At 70.3% G+C, this 16607-nt stretch carries 14 protein-coding genes; 4 read left to right on the top strand and 10 right to left on the bottom strand.

Annotated elements, in window-relative coordinates; genetic code table 11:
- Positions 1-13: 13 nt before the first annotated feature.
- From BLT43_RS08695 to BLT43_RS08685, 3 genes are read right to left on the bottom strand one after another with little or no spacing between them, the layout of a single operon-like run.
- Complete coding sequence (locus BLT43_RS08695; RefSeq protein ID WP_090111967.1) at positions 14-799, bottom strand: sulfite exporter TauE/SafE family protein; 786 nt, start codon at positions 797-799, stop codon at positions 14-16.
- Between the two features lie 46 nt (positions 800-845).
- Positions 846-1718 (bottom strand): ribokinase, encoded by an 873-nt coding sequence (locus tag BLT43_RS08690; RefSeq protein WP_090111965.1) that lies wholly within the window; start codon positions 1716-1718, stop codon positions 846-848.
- Positions 1715-3973, bottom strand: a complete 2259-nt coding sequence (locus BLT43_RS08685) for an NADP-dependent malic enzyme (RefSeq protein ID WP_090111963.1) — start codon at positions 3971-3973, stop codon at positions 1715-1717. The genes BLT43_RS08690 and BLT43_RS08685 overlap by 4 nt, the downstream gene beginning before the upstream one ends.
- Positions 3974-4119: 146 nt before the next feature.
- Here BLT43_RS08685 and mutS point away from each other — a divergent pair, with 146 nt between their 5' ends.
- Positions 4120-6774: a DNA mismatch repair protein MutS gene (gene mutS, locus BLT43_RS08680; RefSeq protein WP_090111961.1), complete on the top strand. Its 2655-nt coding sequence runs from the start codon at positions 4120-4122 to the stop codon at positions 6772-6774.
- A 122-nt stretch (positions 6775-6896) separates the two neighbouring features.
- On the opposite strand, the gene BLT43_RS08675 is transcribed toward mutS, so the two are convergent.
- Both BLT43_RS08675 and hrcA read right to left on the bottom strand, forming a co-directional pair.
- A complete protein-coding gene (locus BLT43_RS08675; RefSeq protein ID WP_090111959.1) occupies positions 6897-7469 on the bottom strand; it encodes a nucleotide exchange factor GrpE in 573 nt (190 codons plus the stop codon).
- 15 nt (positions 7470-7484) lie between these two features.
- Positions 7485-8549 carry a heat-inducible transcriptional repressor HrcA gene (gene hrcA, locus BLT43_RS08670; RefSeq protein WP_090111957.1) on the bottom strand — a complete coding sequence of 355 codons (1065 nt, stop codon included), beginning with the start codon at positions 8547-8549 and terminating at the stop codon, positions 7485-7487.
- A gap of 135 nt (positions 8550-8684) precedes the next feature.
- On the opposite strand from hrcA, the gene rph reads away from it, so the two are divergent.
- Genes rph through hemW form a run of 3 tightly spaced genes read left to right on the top strand, consistent with a single transcriptional unit; the run spans position 8685 to position 11153 of the window.
- The gene (gene rph / locus BLT43_RS08665; protein ID WP_090111956.1) at positions 8685-9392 is read left to right on the top strand and encodes a ribonuclease PH; all 708 of its coding nucleotides are present in this window, start codon (positions 8685-8687) and stop codon (positions 9390-9392) included.
- Positions 9389-10003, top strand: a complete 615-nt coding sequence (locus BLT43_RS08660; protein ID WP_090111954.1) for a non-canonical purine NTP pyrophosphatase — start codon at positions 9389-9391, stop codon at positions 10001-10003. Before rph ends, BLT43_RS08660 begins: the two co-directional genes overlap by 4 nt.
- 1 nt (position 10004) lies before the next feature.
- A complete protein-coding gene (gene hemW / locus BLT43_RS08655; RefSeq protein WP_090112362.1) occupies positions 10005-11153 on the top strand; it encodes a radical SAM family heme chaperone HemW in 1149 nt (382 codons plus the stop codon).
- On the opposite strand, the gene BLT43_RS08650 is transcribed toward hemW, so the two are convergent.
- From BLT43_RS08650 to mnmE, 5 genes are read right to left on the bottom strand one after another with little or no spacing between them, the layout of a single operon-like run.
- Positions 11150-12037, bottom strand: coding sequence for a ParB/RepB/Spo0J family partition protein (locus BLT43_RS08650; protein ID WP_090111952.1), 888 nt, complete (start codon positions 12035-12037; stop codon positions 11150-11152). The two genes, hemW and BLT43_RS08650, sit on opposite strands and share 4 nt — an antisense overlap.
- A gap of 10 nt (positions 12038-12047) precedes the next feature.
- Complete coding sequence (locus tag BLT43_RS08645) at positions 12048-12842, bottom strand: ParA family protein (protein ID WP_090111950.1); 795 nt, start codon at positions 12840-12842, stop codon at positions 12048-12050.
- Entirely contained in the window at positions 12835-13443 is a 609-nt protein-coding gene (rsmG, locus tag BLT43_RS08640; RefSeq protein WP_090111948.1) for a 16S rRNA (guanine(527)-N(7))-methyltransferase RsmG, read from the bottom strand. Before rsmG ends, BLT43_RS08645 begins: the two co-directional genes overlap by 8 nt.
- Positions 13440-15302 (bottom strand): tRNA uridine-5-carboxymethylaminomethyl(34) synthesis enzyme MnmG, encoded by a 1863-nt coding sequence (gene mnmG, locus BLT43_RS08635; protein ID WP_090111946.1) that lies wholly within the window; start codon positions 15300-15302, stop codon positions 13440-13442. Before mnmG ends, rsmG begins: the two co-directional genes overlap by 4 nt.
- Positions 15303-15305: 3 nt before the next feature.
- Entirely contained in the window at positions 15306-16586 is a 1281-nt protein-coding gene (gene mnmE, locus BLT43_RS08630) for a tRNA uridine-5-carboxymethylaminomethyl(34) synthesis GTPase MnmE (protein WP_090111944.1), read from the bottom strand.
- Between the last annotated feature and the right edge of the window lie 21 nt (positions 16587-16607).

Here is a 16607-nt window from a genome sequence, read left to right as displayed (position 1 = left end):
TAGCAGGGCCGGGTTAAGCCGGGGTTGCGGGCAGCAGCGCCGAGAGGCCGTCCCATGTGAGCTTGAGCCCGACCAGCACCACGAAGCCGTACATCACCGGGTAGAAGATCTCGGCCCGCATCCGCTTCACGATCCAGGCCCCGAACAGGGTCGCCACCACGGCAAGCGGCAGAAGCGCCGCCGCCGCGCTCAGATTGGCGCCGCCGAGCTGGCCCAGCGCGGCATAGGGGACGAGCTTCACCAGGTTGACCACGGCGAAGAAGATCACCGAGGTGCCGGTATAGACACGCGGGTCGAGCCGGAGCGGCATGGCGTAGACTTGGAAGGGCGGGCCGCCGGCATGGGCGACGAAGCTGGTGTAGCCGGCCAGCGTCGCCCAGAGGCTGGCGCGGCCGGTGCTCTCGGCCCGGGCCGCGGCGCGGCGGACCTGGCCCGACAGCATCCAGCGCGCCGAGAAGGCCAGCGCCACGACGCCGACGATCAGCCGCACCATGTCGTCCGACACGAGCGCCGCGGTGAGCCAGCCGATGCCGATGCCGAGCACCGCGCCCGGCAGCATCCGCATCAACGTGCCACGGTGGAAGAAGCCGCGCCAGGCCCAGAGGCTGATCGCGTCCATCACCAGCAGCACCGGCAGCAGGATGCCCGCCGCCTGCACCGGCGGCATGGCCAGCGCCATGATCGGCACGCCCAGAAGCGCCATGGCGCCGCCCAAGCCCCCCTTGGAGAGACCCACGAGGAACACCGCGACGCAGCCCGCGACGAGGGCCGCCGGATCGGCGAAGACGAAATCGGCCATGGGGTCCTTCCGGGCTCAGGTCGGGCTCCGTTGCGGTCGGCGGGGCCTAGAGGGCCGCGCGCTCGACCTCCTCCAGCGTCGGGATCGCGTCGGCCGCGCCGTGCCGCCCGACCTTGAGCGCCGCCGCCCGCGTGGCGCGGGCCAGCGCCTCGGGCATGGCGAGGCCCTGCGACAGACCCGCGAGCAGGTAGCCGGTGAAGGTGTCGCCCGCGCCGGTGGTGTCGACCGCCTCGACCCTGGGCGCGTCGACATGGTGGCGCGCGCCGCTGGCGGTCTCAATCCAGTCGCAGCCCTTGGCGCCGAGCGTGACGACGACGTTCGGGACCGGCAGCGCCTCGACCGGCTGGCCCAGCGCCTGCGCCAGCTGCTGCGCCTCGATCTCGTTCAGCACGAGAAGGTCGAGATGCGGCAGCACGGCGCGCACGGCGTCGGCGTCGAAGGGGGCGGCGGCATAGGCCACGGTCAGACCCTGCGCATGGGCCTGCGCGGCGGCCTCGACCTGCAGCGAGGTCTCGTTCTGGGTGACGAAGAGGTCGCCGCGCTCGGCCCGCTCAAGGGCCCGTTTCACGGCCTCCGGGTCGATCTCGCGGTTGGCGCCGGGCCAGATGGTGATGGCGTTCTCGGCCGCGGCGTCGACGGTGATGATGGCGTGGCCCGAGGGGCCGTCATGGCGCTGCACATGCGCGCAGTCGACGCCGTAGCCTTCGAGCCGCTCGAGCATCCAGCCGCCATCGGCGCCGACCGCGCCGAGATGCGCGACGCGGCCGCCGGCGCGGGCCATGGCGACCGACATGTTGGCGCCCTTGCCGCCGAGGCCCCGGCTCAGCCCGGTGGCGGCGAGCGTCTCGCCGGGCGCGGGGATGTGCGGCACGGCGTAGACATGGTCTGCGTTGATCGATCCGAGGTTCCAGAGAGTCATTTGCGAGCCTTGCAGGCCGCCATCACGGCCATGTTGACGATGTCGTTCACGGTGGAGACGGTAGAGCAGATCTGGATCGGCCGGTCGACGCCCGACAGGATCGGGCCGATCACCGTGGCGCCGGCCATCTCCTGCATCAGCTTGACCGAGATCGAGGCCGAGTGCCGCGCCGGGACGACCAGCACGTTGGCCGCGCCGGTCAGCCGCGAGAAGGGGTAGTTCTCCTGCGCCTTGGGGTTCAGCGCCACGTCGACGGCCATCTCGCCCTCGTATTCGAAGTCGACGCCGCGCCCGTCGAGCACCCCGGCGGCGCGGTGCATCTTGGTGGCGCGCTCGGAGACCGGGTAGCCGAAGGTCGAGAAGCTGACGAAGGCCACGCGCGGCTCGAGCCCGAGCTCGCGCGCCACCTGCGCGCCCTGGATCGCGATGTCGGCGAGGTCCTCCTCGTCGGGCCATTCATGCACCAAAGTGTCGGCCACCAGCACGATCCGGCCCTTGTGCATCAGCACCGAGACGCCGACCGCGCCGTCATGCGGGCCGGCGTCGAAGACGTGGTTCACCAGCTCCATCACATGCGCCGACTTGCGGGTGGCGCCGGTGATCATGCCGTCGCCATGGCCATGCGCCAGCATCAGGGAGGCGAAGACGTGCCGGTCGCGGCCGGCGAGGCGGTGGATGTCGTGCTGGTCGTGGCCCTTGCGCTGCAGCCGGTCGTAGAGGAAGGACTTGTAGGTCTCGAGATGCGCGGTGTTGGCGGCGTTCACCACCTCGATCTCGGTCACCGCCTCGGCCAGCCCCTCGGCCGCGAGCTTCTGGGCGACGTCGTCGGTGCGGCCGACCACGATCGACTTGCCGAAGCCCGAGCGCTGGTACTGCACGGCGGCGCGCAGCACGCGCGGATCGTCGCCCTCGGCGAAGATCATCGTCGCCTGCGCGGCGCGGGCGCGGGCGTTGAGCGCGCGCAGCACGGTCGCGGTCGGGTCCATCCGGCCCTTCAGCGCCTGCTCGTAATGCTCCATGTCGGCGATCTCGCGCCGCGCCACGCCGGTCTTCATGCCGGCGCGGGCCACCGCCGGCGGGATGCGGTGGATCAGCCGGGGATCGAAGGGCGTGGGGATGATGTAGTCGCGCCCGAAGCTGAGCTTGCGGCCATAGGCCAGCGCCACCTCGTCGGGCACGTCCTCGCGCGCCAGCGCGGCCAGCGCCTCGGCGCAGGCGATCTTCATCTCGTCGTTGATCGCGCGGGCATGGATGTCGAGCGCGCCGCGGAACAGGTAGGGAAAGCCCAGCACGTTGTTGACCTGGTTGGGGTAGTCCGACCGGCCCGTCGCCACGATCGCGTCGGCGCGCACCTCGTGCGCCTCCTCGGGCGTGATCTCGGGGTCGGGGTTGGCCATGGCGAAGATGACCGGGTCGGGCGCCATCGACTTCACCATCTCCTGCGTCACCGCGCCCTTGGCCGAAACGCCGAGGAACACGTCCGCGCCCTGCATCGCCTCGGCCAGCGTGCGCGCCTCGGTCTTGACCGCGTGCGCCGATTTCCACTGGTTCATGCCCTCGGTCCGGCCCTGCCAGATCACGCCCTTGGTGTCGCACATGATGCAGTTCTCGTGCCGCGCGCCCATCGATTTGAGCAGTTCGAGACAGGCGATGCCGGCCGCGCCCGCGCCGTTCAGCACGATGCGGACATCCTCGATCCTCTTGCCCGAGAGGTGCAGCGCGTTGAGCAGACCCGCGGCGCAGATCACGGCGGTGCCGTGCTGGTCGTCGTGGAAGACGGGGATGTCCATCTCTTCCTTCAGGCGCTGCTCGATGATGAAGCATTCGGGCGCCTTGATGTCCTCGAGGTTGATGCCACCGAAGGAGGGCCCCATCAGCTTCACGGCGGCGCAGAAGGCGTCGGGGTCCTCGGTGTCCAGCTCGAGGTCGATCGAGTTCACGTCGGCGAAGCGCTTGAACAGCACCGACTTGCCTTCCATCACCGGCTTGGAGGCCAGCGCGCCGAGATTGCCGAGGCCCAGAACGGCGGTGCCGTTCGAGATCACCGCCACGAGGTTGCCCTTGTTGGTGTAGTCGTAGGCGGTCTCGGGCCGCTCGGCGATCACCTCGCAGGGGATGGCGACGCCGGGCGAATAGGCGAGGCTCAGGTCGCGCTGGGTGGTCATCGGGACGGTGGCGCTCACCTCCCACTTGCCGGGCTGCGGCACCTCGTGGAAGTTCAGCGCGTCCTCGCGCGTGAAACGGGGTTTGGCCATCGTCACGTCCCTTTCGCCTTGGACGCACAGGCATAGCGGGATGCTGCGGCGCGGCGCAACGCCCTAGCGTCAAAGGCCGGGCGCGGGGTTTCGCGCGCCGCCCGGCAAAGCTAGTGTCGCGCCGCGCGAGACTCCCGGGGGACATCATGAACACGCAGGCCGGCACCGTCACGCCGATGATGGCGCAGTATCTGGAGATCAAGGCGGCGCATGCGGACGCGTTGCTGTTCTACCGGATGGGCGATTTCTACGAGATGTTCTTCGACGACGCGGTGGCGGCGGCCGAAGCGCTCGACATCGCGCTCACCAAGCGCGGCAAGCACATGGGCGAGGACATCGCGATGTGCGGCGTGCCGGTGCACGCGGCCGAGAGCTATTTGCTGACGCTGATCCGCAAGGGCTTTCGCGTGGCCATCGCCGAGCAGCTCGAGGACCCGGCCGAGGCCAAGAAGCGCGGCTCGAAATCGGTGGTGAAGCGCGACGTGGTGCGGCTCGTCACCCCCGGCACGCTGACCGAGGAGAGCCTGCTCGACGCGCGCCGCCACAACTTCCTCGCGGCGTTCTCGGAGATACGCGGCGACTGCGCGCTGGCCTGGGTCGACATCTCGACCGGCGCGCTGTCGGTGCTGCCCTGCGAGCGGCTGGCGCTGGGGCCGGAGCTGGCGCGGCTGACGCCGCGCGAGATCCTGGTCGAGGAGACGGCCGAGGCCGAGCTGGCGCCGGTGCTGGAGGAGTTCGACCTTGCCGTCACGCCGGTGCACCGCACCGCCTTCGACAGCGCCAACGGACAGGCGCGGCTCTGCAAGCTGTGGAACGTGGCCTCTCTCGACGCCTTCGGCAGCTTCGGCCGGGCCGAGGTGGCGGCGATGGCGGCGCTGGTCGAGTATCTGGAGCTGACCCAGAAGGGCAACCTGCCGCTGCTGCGCCCGCCGCAGCAGGAGGCGCGGATGTCGGCGATGCGGATCGACGCCGCGACACGGCGTTCGCTGGAGCTGACGCATTCCATGACCGGCGGGCGCGACGGCTCGCTCCTGCAGGCGGTCGACCGCACCGTGACGGCGGGCGGCGCGCGGCTTCTGGAGCGGCGCGTGGCCTCTCCGTCGTGCCGGCTCGACGTGATCGCGGCGCGGCAGGGCGCGGTGGCGCATCTGGTCGAGGAAAGCCGGCTCGCCGCCGACCTGCGTGCGGCGCTGAAGGGCGCGCATGACCTCGACCGGGCGCTGTCGCGCCTCGCGCTCGACCGTGGCGGCCCGCGCGACATGGCGGCGATCCGCGCGACGCTGGAGGTGGCGGGCGAGATCGCGGCGCTGGGCGAGGCGCAGGAGCTGCCGCCGCTTCTGGCCGAGGCCGCGCGCGACCTGACCGGGCTCGAGGAGCTGCACGAGCTGCTCGACCAGGCGCTGGTGGCCGAGCCGCCGCTTCTGGCGCGCGACGGCGGCTTCGTGGCGCAGGGCTTCGAGGCGGAACTCGACGAGGCGCGCCGCCTGCGTGACGAGGGGCGCGGCGTGATTGCCGGGATGCAGGCCGACTACGCGGCCGAGACCGGCGTGCAGAGCCTGAAGATCAAGCACAACAACGTGCTGGGCTACTTCATCGAGACCACCGCGACCCATGCCGCGAAGATGCTCGCCCCGCCGCATTCGGAGCGCTTCATCCACCGCCAGACCACGGCGAACCAGGTGCGGTTCACCACGGTCGAGCTGAACGAGCTGGAGACCCGCATCCTGAACGCGGGCGGGCACGCGCTCGAGATCGAGAAGCGGGTCTATGCACGGCTTCGGGACGCGATCCTCGCGCAGGCGGCCCCCTTGGGGCAACTCGCGCGGGCGCTGTCGGAGATGGACCTCGCAAGCGGGCTTGCGGATCTTGCGCGCGGCGCCGGCTGGTGCCGGCCCAAGGTCGACGACAGCCGGGCGTTTCACGTGGAATCGGGTCGTCACCCGGTGGTCGAGGCGGCGCTGAGGCGCGCGGGCCAGAGCTTCGTCGGCAACGACTGCGACCTGTCGGACGCTTCGCTGTGGTTGCTCACCGGCCCGAACATGGCCGGCAAGTCGACCTTCCTGCGGCAGAACGCGCTGATCGCGGTGCTGGCGCAGATGGGCAGCTTCGTGCCGGCGAAATCGGCGCATATCGGCCTCGTCAGCCAGATCTTCAGCCGGGTCGGCGCATCCGACGACCTCGCGCGCGGCCGCTCGACCTTCATGGTCGAGATGGTCGAGACGGCGGCGATCCTGAACCAGGCCGACGACCGGGCGCTGGTGATCCTCGACGAGATCGGCCGGGGCACCGCGACCTATGACGGCCTCTCGATCGCCTGGGCGGTGCTCGAGCACCTGCACGGGGTGAACCGCTGCCGGGGCATCTTCGCCACCCATTACCACGAGATGACGCGGCTGGCCGAAAGCCTCGACGGCGTCGCCACCGCCACGGTCGCGGTGCGCGAATGGGAGGGCGAGGTGATCTTCCTGCACGAGGTGCGGCGCGGCAGCGCCGACCGCTCCTACGGGGTGCAGGTGGCGCGGCTGGCGGGGCTGCCGGCCTCGGTGGTCGAACGGGCCCGCGCGGTGCTGCAGAAGCTCGAGAGCGGCGAGCGCGAGGGCGGCGGCAAGGCCGAGGCGCTGATCGAGGACCTGCCGCTTTTCGCCGCGCAGGCGCCGGTGCCGGCGGCGGCCGCCCCCGCGGCGGCGGCGCAGGGCTCGGAGGTCGAGGCGCGGCTGCGCGAGATCGACCCCGACGCGCTCAGCCCGCGCGAGGCGCTCGACCTGCTCTACGAGCTGCGCGCGGCGGCGAAGGCGGGCTAGGCCCGGAAAGGCCCCCGACACAAAGAAGGCGCGGCCGAAGCCGCGCCCTCGCACTCTCATACCCTTTACATGCCATGCAACGCGCGCGCGCGGCGCGGGTTCCGGCAAGGCGCGGTTTTTCTTCAGCTTTCCTTGAAGGACGAGACGCCGACCTGGGCCGGGCGCAGCAGCCGGTCGTGCAGCAGGAAGCCCTGCGCCGCGACCTGGATGATCTCGCCGGCCTTGGTGCCGGGCACCGGGGCCTCGAACATCGCCTGGTGCAGCTGCGGGTCGAACTTGTCGCCGACCTTCGGCGCGACCGGCTGGATGCCGTGCTTCTTGAAGGTGTTCAGAAGCTCGCGCATGGTCAGCTCCAGACCCTCGATCAGGGCCTTCTGGGCCTCGCGCTGGTCCTCGGCGATGGCGCCGAGCGCGCGCTCGAGGTTGTCATGCACCGGCAGCATGTCGCGGGCGAGCTTGGAGCCGCCGTAGTTCTCGGCCTCGCGGCGGTCGCGCTCGGCCCGCTTGCGGGTGTTCTCGGCATCGGCCAGCGCGCGGACGAACCGGTCGCGGATCTCGTCGCGCTCGGCGCGCAGCATCTCCAGCTCGTCCGAGCCCTCGGCGGCCTCAGCGCTCGATTCGGCCGGGGCCTCGCCGTTCTCGTCCACCTCGGCGGCCAGCTCGTCGAGGCTGCGCGGTTCGTTCTGCTCTGCCATCGTCACAATTTCCCTTTAGGCGCGGTCGGATAGGAGCTTGCCGACCAGCTGTGCAGTATAGTCCACGATGGGCACGATCCGCCCGTAGTTGAGACGGGTCGGCCCGATGACGCCCACGGCGCCGATGATCTTACGGTCGGCGTTCATATAAGGAGAAACGACCAGAGATGAACCCGAAAGTGAGAAAAGCTTGTTCTCCGATCCGATGAAGATCCGCACCCCGTCGCCCTCCTCCGCGAGGTCGAGGAATTGCGCGATGTCGCGCTTGCGCTCGAGGTCGTCGAACAGCGAGCGGATCCGCTCGAGATCGACCTCGGCCCCGGCCTCGCCGATCAGGTTGCCGCGGCCGCGCACGATCAGCCGCTCGCCCTGTTCGCCCTGGTCGACCCATGTGGCGAGGCCCGATTCCACCAGCTCGGCGGCCAGCGTGTCGATCTCCTGACGGCGGGCGGCGATCTCGCGCGAGATCACCGTGGCCAGCTCGCGCAGGGTGCGGCCGCCGGCCAGCGCGTTGAGGAAGTTCGCCGCCTCGCGCATCGAGGAGGGCGTCTGCCCGGCCGGGGGCGTGAAGATCCGGTTCTCGACATGGCCGTCGGCGAAGACCAGCACCACCAGCGCCCGCTCGGGCGAGAGCGAGACGAACTCGATATGCTTGATCGGCGCCTCGTGCTTGGGCGTGAGCACGAGGCTCGCGCCGTGGGTGATGCCCGAGAGCGCATGGCCGACCCGGTCGAGCAGCGAGGTCACGTCGCCCTCCGAATCCGCCATCGACTGGTCGATGCGGCGGCGGTCGTCGGCCTCGAGATCGCCGACCTCGAGCAGCCCGTCGACGAACATCCTGAGGCCGAGCTGCGTCGGCATCCGGCCGGCGCTGACATGCGGGCTGCCCAGAAGGCCCATATGCTCCAGATCCTGCATGGTGTTGCGGATCGTGGCGGCGCTGACCTTCTCGGACATGTGCCGGGTCAGGGTGCGCGAGCCGACCGGCGCGCCGGTCTCGAGATAGCCCTCCACCACGCGGCGGAACACCTCGCGCGAGCGGTCGTTCATGTCGTCCAGTCGGGGCGAGCGGTCTGTCATCGCGGGGCCTTGCTGCTCTGGGGGCATGGCAAATTAAGGGGTACTCCGCCGACAGGTCAATGCACCCCGCGGGGCTGCTTGGATTTGCAGGCCCGAGCGCGTATGCGCGGGGGCAACAGACAAGAGGATGACATCATGCGCCCTTCCGGCCGGACCCCCGACGCGCTGCGTCCCATCTCGATCGAAACCGGCGTCAACCGCCATGCCGAGGGCTCCTGCCTGATCCGCATGGGCGACACGCACGTGATCTGCACCGCCACCGTCGAGGAGCGGGTGCCGCCCTTCAAGCGCAACTCGGGCCAGGGCTGGGTGACGGCCGAATACGGCATGCTGCCGCGCGCCACCAACAGCCGGATGCGGCGCGAGGCGAAGTCGGCGCAGTCGGGCCGCACGCAGGAGATCCAGCGCCTGATCGGCCGCTCCCTGCGGGCCGGGGTCGATTTCGTAGCACTCGGCGAGCGGCAGATCACCATCGACTGCGACGTGATCCAGGCCGATGGCGGCACGCGCTGCGCCGCGATCACCGGCGGCTGGGTGGCGATGAAGCTCGCCGTGCAGAAGCTCATGAGCGCCGGGCTGGTGCTGTCGGATCCGCTGGGCGAGCCGGTCTCGGCGCTGAGCTGCGGTCTCTATGCCGGGCAGCCGGTGGCCGATCTCGACTATGCCGAGGACAGCGAGGCGGGCGTCGACGGCAACTTCGTGATGATGGGCGCGAAGCTGATCGAGGTGCAGATGTCGGCCGAGGGTTCGACCTTCACGCGCGAGCAGATGGGGCAGCTCATGGACCTCGCCGAGGCGGGCGCGGCGGAGCTGGCGCGCGCGCAGCTGCAGGCGGTGGCCTGATGCGCCGCTTCGAGGGCGACAGGCTGGTCGTCGCGACCCACAATGCCGGCAAGCTCGAGGAATTCCGGGCGCTGTTCGAGCCCTTCGGGGTGAGCGTCTCTGGCGCCGCCGATCACGATCTGGCCGAGCCCGAGGAGACCGAGGAAAGCTTCGTCGGCAACGCCCGGATCAAGGCCCGCGCCGCGGTGGCGGCGACCGGTCTGCCGGCGCTGGCCGATGACAGCGGCATCGAGGTCGACGCGCTGGACGGCAAGCCCGGCGTGCGCACCGCCGACTGGGCCGAGACCGGCAATGGCCGCGACTTCCACATGGCGATGCGCAAGGTGCACGAGGCGCTGGTCGCGCGTGGGGCCGAGGCGCCGCACACGGCGCGGTTCCGCTGCACGCTGGTGCTGGCCTGGCCGGACGGGCACGAGGAGGTGTTCGAGGGCCGCGTCGAGGGGCAGGTGATCTGGCCGATGCGCGGCGCCGAAGGCCATGGCTACGACCCGGTCTTCCTGCCCGACGGCGAGACCGAGACCTTCGGCGAGATGAGCGCCGAGAAGAAGAACGGCATGAGCCACCGCGCCCGCGCCGTGGCCCTGCTGCGGGAAGGCTGCTTTGGCGGCTGAGATCGACAACTGGCAGCGTGGGGGCTTCGGCCTCTACCTGCATTGGCCCTTCTGCCAGGCCAAGTGCCCCTATTGCGACTTCAACAGCCATGTCGCGGCGCATATCGACCAGGAGCGCTGGGGCCGGGCCTACCTTGCCGAGCTGGACCGTCTGGCCGGGGAGACCGACGATCGGGTGCTCACCTCGGTGTTCTTCGGGGGCGGCACGCCGAGCCTGATGGACCCGTCCTTGGTGGCGGCGATCCTCGACCGGATCACCGCGCGCTGGCGGCTGACCAACGATTTCGAGGTGACGCTGGAGGCCAACCCGACCTCGATCGAGGCCGGGCGCTTTGCCGGCTACCGGAGCGCCGGGGTGAACCGGGTCTCGATGGGGATGCAGGCTCTGGATGACGGCGACCTGCGGCGGCTGGGGCGGCTGCATGGTGTCGATGAGGGCCTTCGGGCATTCGACATCGCGCGCGACGCCTTCGAGCGGGTCAGCTTCGACCTGATCTATGCGCGGCAGGACCAGACCGTCGCGCAGTGGGAGGCGGAGCTGAAGCGCGCCATCGGCTACGCGGCGGACCATCTTTCGCTCTATCAACTGACGGTCGAGGACGGCACGGCCTTCGGCGACCGGCTGGCGCGCGGCGGGCTGAAGGGCCTGCCCGACGAGGACCGCGCGGCGGAAATGTATGAAGTAACTCAACAGGTTACTTCGGCTGCGGGGCTGCCGGCCTACGAGATTTCGAACCATGCGGCGCCGGGATCGGAAAGCCGGCACAACCTGGTCTACTGGCGGTCCGGCGATTGGATCGGCGTCGGGCCGGGGGCGCATGGGCGGCTCGACCTGAACGGGACGCGCTGGGGCACCGAGGCGCCGAAGGCGCCGGGCAAGTGGCTGGAGACGGTCGAGGCCGGGCAGCCCGGCGAGCTGCCGCGCGAGGCGGTGTCGCAGGTCGAGGCCTGGGAGGAGCGGCTGATGATGGGGCTGAGGCTGAGCGAGGGCGTGGATCTGCACGGCCTCGCCGCCCCCGATGCCGGCTTCGAGGCCCGCGTGCGCGGGCTGGAAGAGATGGGAATGCTGCGCCGCGAGCGGGACCGGCTCTTCGCCACGGCGGCGGGTCGGCCGGTCCTCAACGCGGTGCTGCGCGAACTCCTGGCCTAGTCGCCCGAAAGCGCGCGCAACAGATCGTCGAGCTGCTCGAGATCGCGGTAGCGCAGGGTGATCTTGCCGCCCTGCCCCTGCGTGTCGTGGTCGATGCTGACCTGCATCTGCAGCGTCGCGGTCAGCTCGCGCTCGAGCTGCAGCGTGTCGGCGTCCTTGTGCGACTTGCGCGCGGCGCGCGGGCTCTGCGCCTTGCCGGGCTTGCGCACCAGCGATTCCGCGTCGCGCACCGACATGCCCTTGATCACGATCTGCCGCGCGAGGCTCGACGCCTCGGGATGGCCGACCAGCGTGCGGGCGTGGCCGGCGGTGAGTTCGCCGGCGGTGAGCATCTCCTGCACGTCGTCGGGCAGCGACAGCAGCCGCATCAGGTTGGCGATGTGGCTGCGGCTCTTGCCGAGCGCGCTGGCGAGCTGCTCCTGCGTGTGGCCGAAGCGCTCCATCAGCTGCTTGTAGCCCGCCGCCTCGTCCACCGCGTTGAGATCGGCGCGCTGGATGTTCTCGATGATCGCGACCTCGAGCACCTCGGTGTCGGTGTAGTCGCGGATGATCACCGGCAGTTCGTGCTGGCGGGCGATCTGCGAGGCGCGCCAGCGGCGTTCGCCGGCGACGATCTCGTAATAGCCCTCGGCCTTGGGGTCGCGGCGCACGATGAGCGGCTGGATCACGCCCTTTTCGCGGATCGAGGCGGCGAGCTCGTCGAGCGCGCTTTCGTCGAAATGCCGGCGCGGCTGGTCCGGGTTCGGGCGGATGCGCTCGACCGGCACCATCATGTCGGGGCGGCGCGCCTGGCCGCTAGGGGTTGTCTGGTCCTGTGTCACATCAGCCATCAATGCGGAAAGTCCTCTGCCGAGGCCCCGGTTCCTTACCTGTCGTTCTGCCATTGCCTCTCCCTCACCCTTCGCGTTCCAGCACTTCCTGCGCGAGATCGGCATAGGCCTTGCTGCCGGCGCAGGTCGGATCGTAGTCGAGCACCGGCATCGCATGCGACGGCGCTTCGCTGAGGCGCACGTTGCGCGGCACCACGGTCCGGAACACCAGATCGCCCAGCGTCTGGCGCGCATCCTCCTCGACCTGCTGCGACAGGTTGTTGCGGCGGTCGTACATGGTCAGGACGATGCCCTCGATCCGAAGCTCGGGGTTCGCGGTCTGGCGGATCTCGCGCAGGGTCAGCATCAGCTGGGACAGACCCTCGAGCGCAAAGAACTCACTTTGCAGCGGCACGATCACCGAATGCGCGGCGACCATGGCGTTTACGGTCAGGATGTTGAGCGCGGGCGGGCAGTCGATCAGCACGTAGTCGGGCGCGTTGTCGCCGAGCCGGGCAAGGCCGGCGATCGCGCGCGACAGAAGCCGGCTGCGGCCCTCGGAGGAGAGAAGATCGACATCGGCCGAGCTGAGATCGGTGGTGGCGGGCACCAGTTTCAGGCTCGGAACCGAGGTGTCGTGCAGGGTTTCGGTCGCCTCGGCCTCGCCCAGAAGCAGGTCGTAGATGGTCGCACGGCGCAGGTCGGCGGTGAGGCCGAGCCCGGTCGAGGCGTTGCCCTGCGGGTCGAGATCGACCAGCACCACGCGCCGTCCCGCCTTCGCCAGCGCCGCGCCGAGATTGATGGCCGTGGTGGTCTTGCCGACACCGCCCTTCTGGTTGGCGATAGCGATGATCTTGGCTGCCGCCGGCCGGTTATCCATGCTCTGCCCTGCTGATTTCGAGAATGCGTGCCTCGGGATCGGTATCGCTTTTGTGAGCGACGCAGTCAAACTTCCACTGCGCGCGGGCGTCGCGGATCTCGTCCTCGGCGCGGCGGCCCTTGGGGAAGATCATTCGCCCTCCGGGCGCGAGATGCGGCAGGCCGAGCGCGATCAGCCGATCGAGCGGCGCGAGCGCGCGGGCGCTGACGATGTCGGCGCCCAGCGGATCGACGGCCTCGATCCGGCGGGCCAGGATTGCGGCGTTGAGGTCGAGCTCACGAATGGCCGTGGCGAGGAAGGCCGCCTTGCGGGCGTCGCTCTCGACGAGGGTGAAGCGAAGCTCGGGCGAACGGTCACGCGCCGCGGCGGCAACGACGATTCCGGGAAATCCGCCGCCGCTGCCGAGATCGACCCAGTGACCCCGGGATGGCAGGAAGGCCGCGAGCTGCAGCGAATCCGCGATGTGGCGGGTTTCCAGCAGCTCGAGGTCGCGCTTGGCCACGAGGTTGATCGAGGGGTTCCACTTGCGCACGAGCTCGGCGTAGCGGTGCAACCGCTCCGCTGTTTCACGTGAAACATCGGGGTAGGACGTGGCGCTCATGCCGCTTTGCGCGCGGCCGCCAGCAGAAGCAGCAGACCGGAGGCGGTCATCCCCTCCATCCGCGCCGCCTGCCCCACCGAAGTGGGCCGCGCCTCGCGCAGCTTCTGCCGCAGCTCGTTCGAAAGGCCCGTCACCGTGGCGAAGTCGAAGCCGTCGGGGAAGCGCAGATCCTCGTCGCGCTTCACCGCCTCGACGTCCTTCTGCTGCCGCGTCATGTAGGAGGCGTAGGTGGCGTCGCGCTTGAGCTGGGTCGCGACCTCGGGGTCGAGATCCTCAAGCTCGGGGCGCAGCGCGGCGAGCTGCGGCATGTCGACATCGGCGAGCGCCAGCGCCTCGAGACCGGTCTTGGCCGGGCGGTCGGGGTTGAGCCGCGCGCCATGCCCCGCGAGATCGCGCGCGGTGAAGGACATCGCTTCGAGCCGCGCGCGGCCGGCCTCGAGGCGCTTCATCTTCGCGTCGAAGATCTCCCAGCGGTCGTCGCCGACGCAGCCAAGCTCGCGGCCCCAACCGGTGAGCCGCTGGTCCGCGTTGTCGGCGCGCAGCGACAGCCGGAACTCGGCCCGCGAGGTGAACATCCGGTACGGCTCGGTCACGCCGCGGGTGATCAGGTCATCGATCATCACGCCGATATAGCTGGTGGCGCGGCTGAACTCGGCAGCGGCCAGGCCGCGGCTGGCGGCGGCGGCGTTGAGGCCGGCCACCATGCCCTGCGCGGCGGCTTCCTCGTAGCCGGTCGTGCCGTTGATCTGGCCGGCCAGGTACAGACCCGGCACGTCGCGCAGTTCCAGTGTCGGTTTCAGCGATCTAGGGTCGACGTAGTCGTATTCAATGGCATAGCCGGGCCGCACAATCTCGGCCTTTTCGAGACCCGGCATGGCGCGGATGAACCGCTCCTGCACATCCGCCGGCAGCGAGGTCGAGATGCCGTTGGGGTAGACCAGGTTCGTGTCCAGCCCCTCGGGCTCAAGAAAGACCTGGTGCGAGTCCTTGTCGGCGAAGCGCACCACCTTGTCCTCGATCGAGGGACAGTAGCGCGGGCCAACGCCGGAGATATTGCCGCTGAACATCGCCGAGCGGTGCAGGTTCTCGCGAATTTCCTCGTGCGCCGCCTCGGTGGTGCGGGTGATGCCGCAGGCGATCTGCCGGGCGATCGGCGCCGCGTTGAGGAAGGACATCATCGCCGGAGATTCGTCACCGGGCTGGGATTCGAGACTGTCCCAGTCGATGGTGCGCCCGTCGAGGCGCGCGGGCGTTCCGGTCTTCAGCCGCCCGAGCGGAAGGCCGAGATCGTCGATCCGCTCGGCTAGCCGCAGCGAGGCGTCGTCGCCATGCCGCCCGCCCGAGCGCGTCTCATCGCCGATATGCAGCACGCCGCGCAGGAAGGTGCCGGTGGTGAGAACCACGGCCGGGGCATGAATTTGGTCGCCGGCGGCGGTGACGACGCCGCTGACGCGACCGCCCTCGATCACGAGGTCGGCGATCTCGGCCTCGATCAGGTCGAGGTTCGGCATGTCGCTCAGGACCTGCTGCATCGCCTCGCGGTAGAGCCGGCGGTCGGCCTGCATGCGCGGCCCCTGCACCGCCGGCCCCTTGCGGCGGTTGAGCAGCCGGTACTGGATACCCGCGCGGTCCGCGACCACGCCCATCACGCCGTCCAGCGCGTCGACCTCGCGCACGAGGTGTCCCTTGCCGAGGCCGCCGATGGCCGGGTTGCAGGACATCTCGCCGATGCCGGCGATCTTCATCGTGACAAGCGCCGTGCGCGCGCCGCGCCGGGCCGCCGCGGCGGCCGCGTCGCTGCCGGCGTGGCCGCCGCCGATCACGATGACGTCGTAGGTCGCATGTTTCACGTGAAACATCCCCTATTTTCCGATGCAGAATCGCGAGAAGATCTCGCCGAGAATATCTTCGACATCCACCCGCCCGACAAGGCTGTCCAGCGCGCGCACCGCCAGTCGGAGATCCTCCGCCGCCCGGTCGGTCGCCTCAGGTCCCTGCTCGAGCATGTCGAGGCAGTCCGCCATATGGTCGAGACCGGTGGCGATGGCAACGCGGTGGCGTTCACGAATCGCCACCCCCGCCGCCGCGCTGCGCCGGCCGAGCCGCTCGGCGATCTCGTCGAGCAGCGCGCCGACCCCCTGCCCGGTCAGCCCGGAAATCCCATCCGCCGCGCCGTTGCGGTCGACCTGGGCGACGCGGATGATGTCGTCCGGCCCCGGCGCCACCGCCGGCGTCTCGCCCGGCGCGACGAGATGCACCCGCAGGTCCGCCGCCTTGGCGCGCGCGCGCGCCCGCTCGATCCCGATCGCTTCGACCTTGTCGGCCGCCTCGCGCAGACCGGCGGTGTCGAGCATCGTCACCGGCAGGCCGCGCAGGTCGAGCCGGATCTCGATCACGTCGCGCGTGGTGCCGGGAATGTCGGAGATGATCGCCGCCTCGCGCCCGGCTATGTGGTTGAGAAGCGTCGATTTTCCAAGGTTCGGTGCGCCGATGATCGCGACCTCGTAGCCGTCGCGCAGCCGCTCGGCCGCGCCGACACCATCCATCTCGCGCCGCATCTCGCCCGACGCCGCGTCGATCAGCTGCCGCACCTCCGGAAAGACGTCGACCGGCACCTCCTCGTCGGCGAAGTCGATCGTCGCCTCGAGCAGCGCCGAGGCGTGCAGCAGCCCCTGCCGCCAGCGGTCCGCCTTGTCGCCGAGCGCGCCGGTCATCACCCGGAAGGCCTGCTTGCGCTGCGCCTCGGTCTCGGCATCGACCAGGTCGGCCAGCCCCTCGACCTGCGCGAGGTCGAGCCGGCCGTTCTCGAGCGCTTGGCGCGTGAACTCGCCGGCTTCGGCATAGCGCAGCCGCGCGTCGCGCCGCAGCTCGGCCAGAACGGCCGAGATCACCGCCGGGCTGCCATGCAGGTGCAGCTCGACCACCGGCGCGCCGGTGAAGCTGCGCCCCGCGTCGAAGGTCAGCACGAAGGCCTCGTCCAGGATCTCGCCATCGGCGGCCTTCAGCCGGCGCAGGCCGCGGCCATGCACCGGCAGCGGCCCGGCGAGACGCTCTGCCGCCGCGCGGGCCTCGGGTCCGGAGATCCGGACGATCGCCACGCCGGCGCGGCCCTGCGCCGTGGCTGGTGCGAAGATGGTGTCCATGGCGAAGATCCCGCCGCGGCG

The sequence above is a fragment of the Limimaricola pyoseonensis genome (assembly GCF_900102015.1).
In the GTDB taxonomy this organism is placed as follows: Bacteria; Pseudomonadota; Alphaproteobacteria; order Rhodobacterales; family Rhodobacteraceae; genus Limimaricola; species Limimaricola pyoseonensis.
This window is presented reverse-complemented; position numbering and strand designations above follow the sequence as displayed.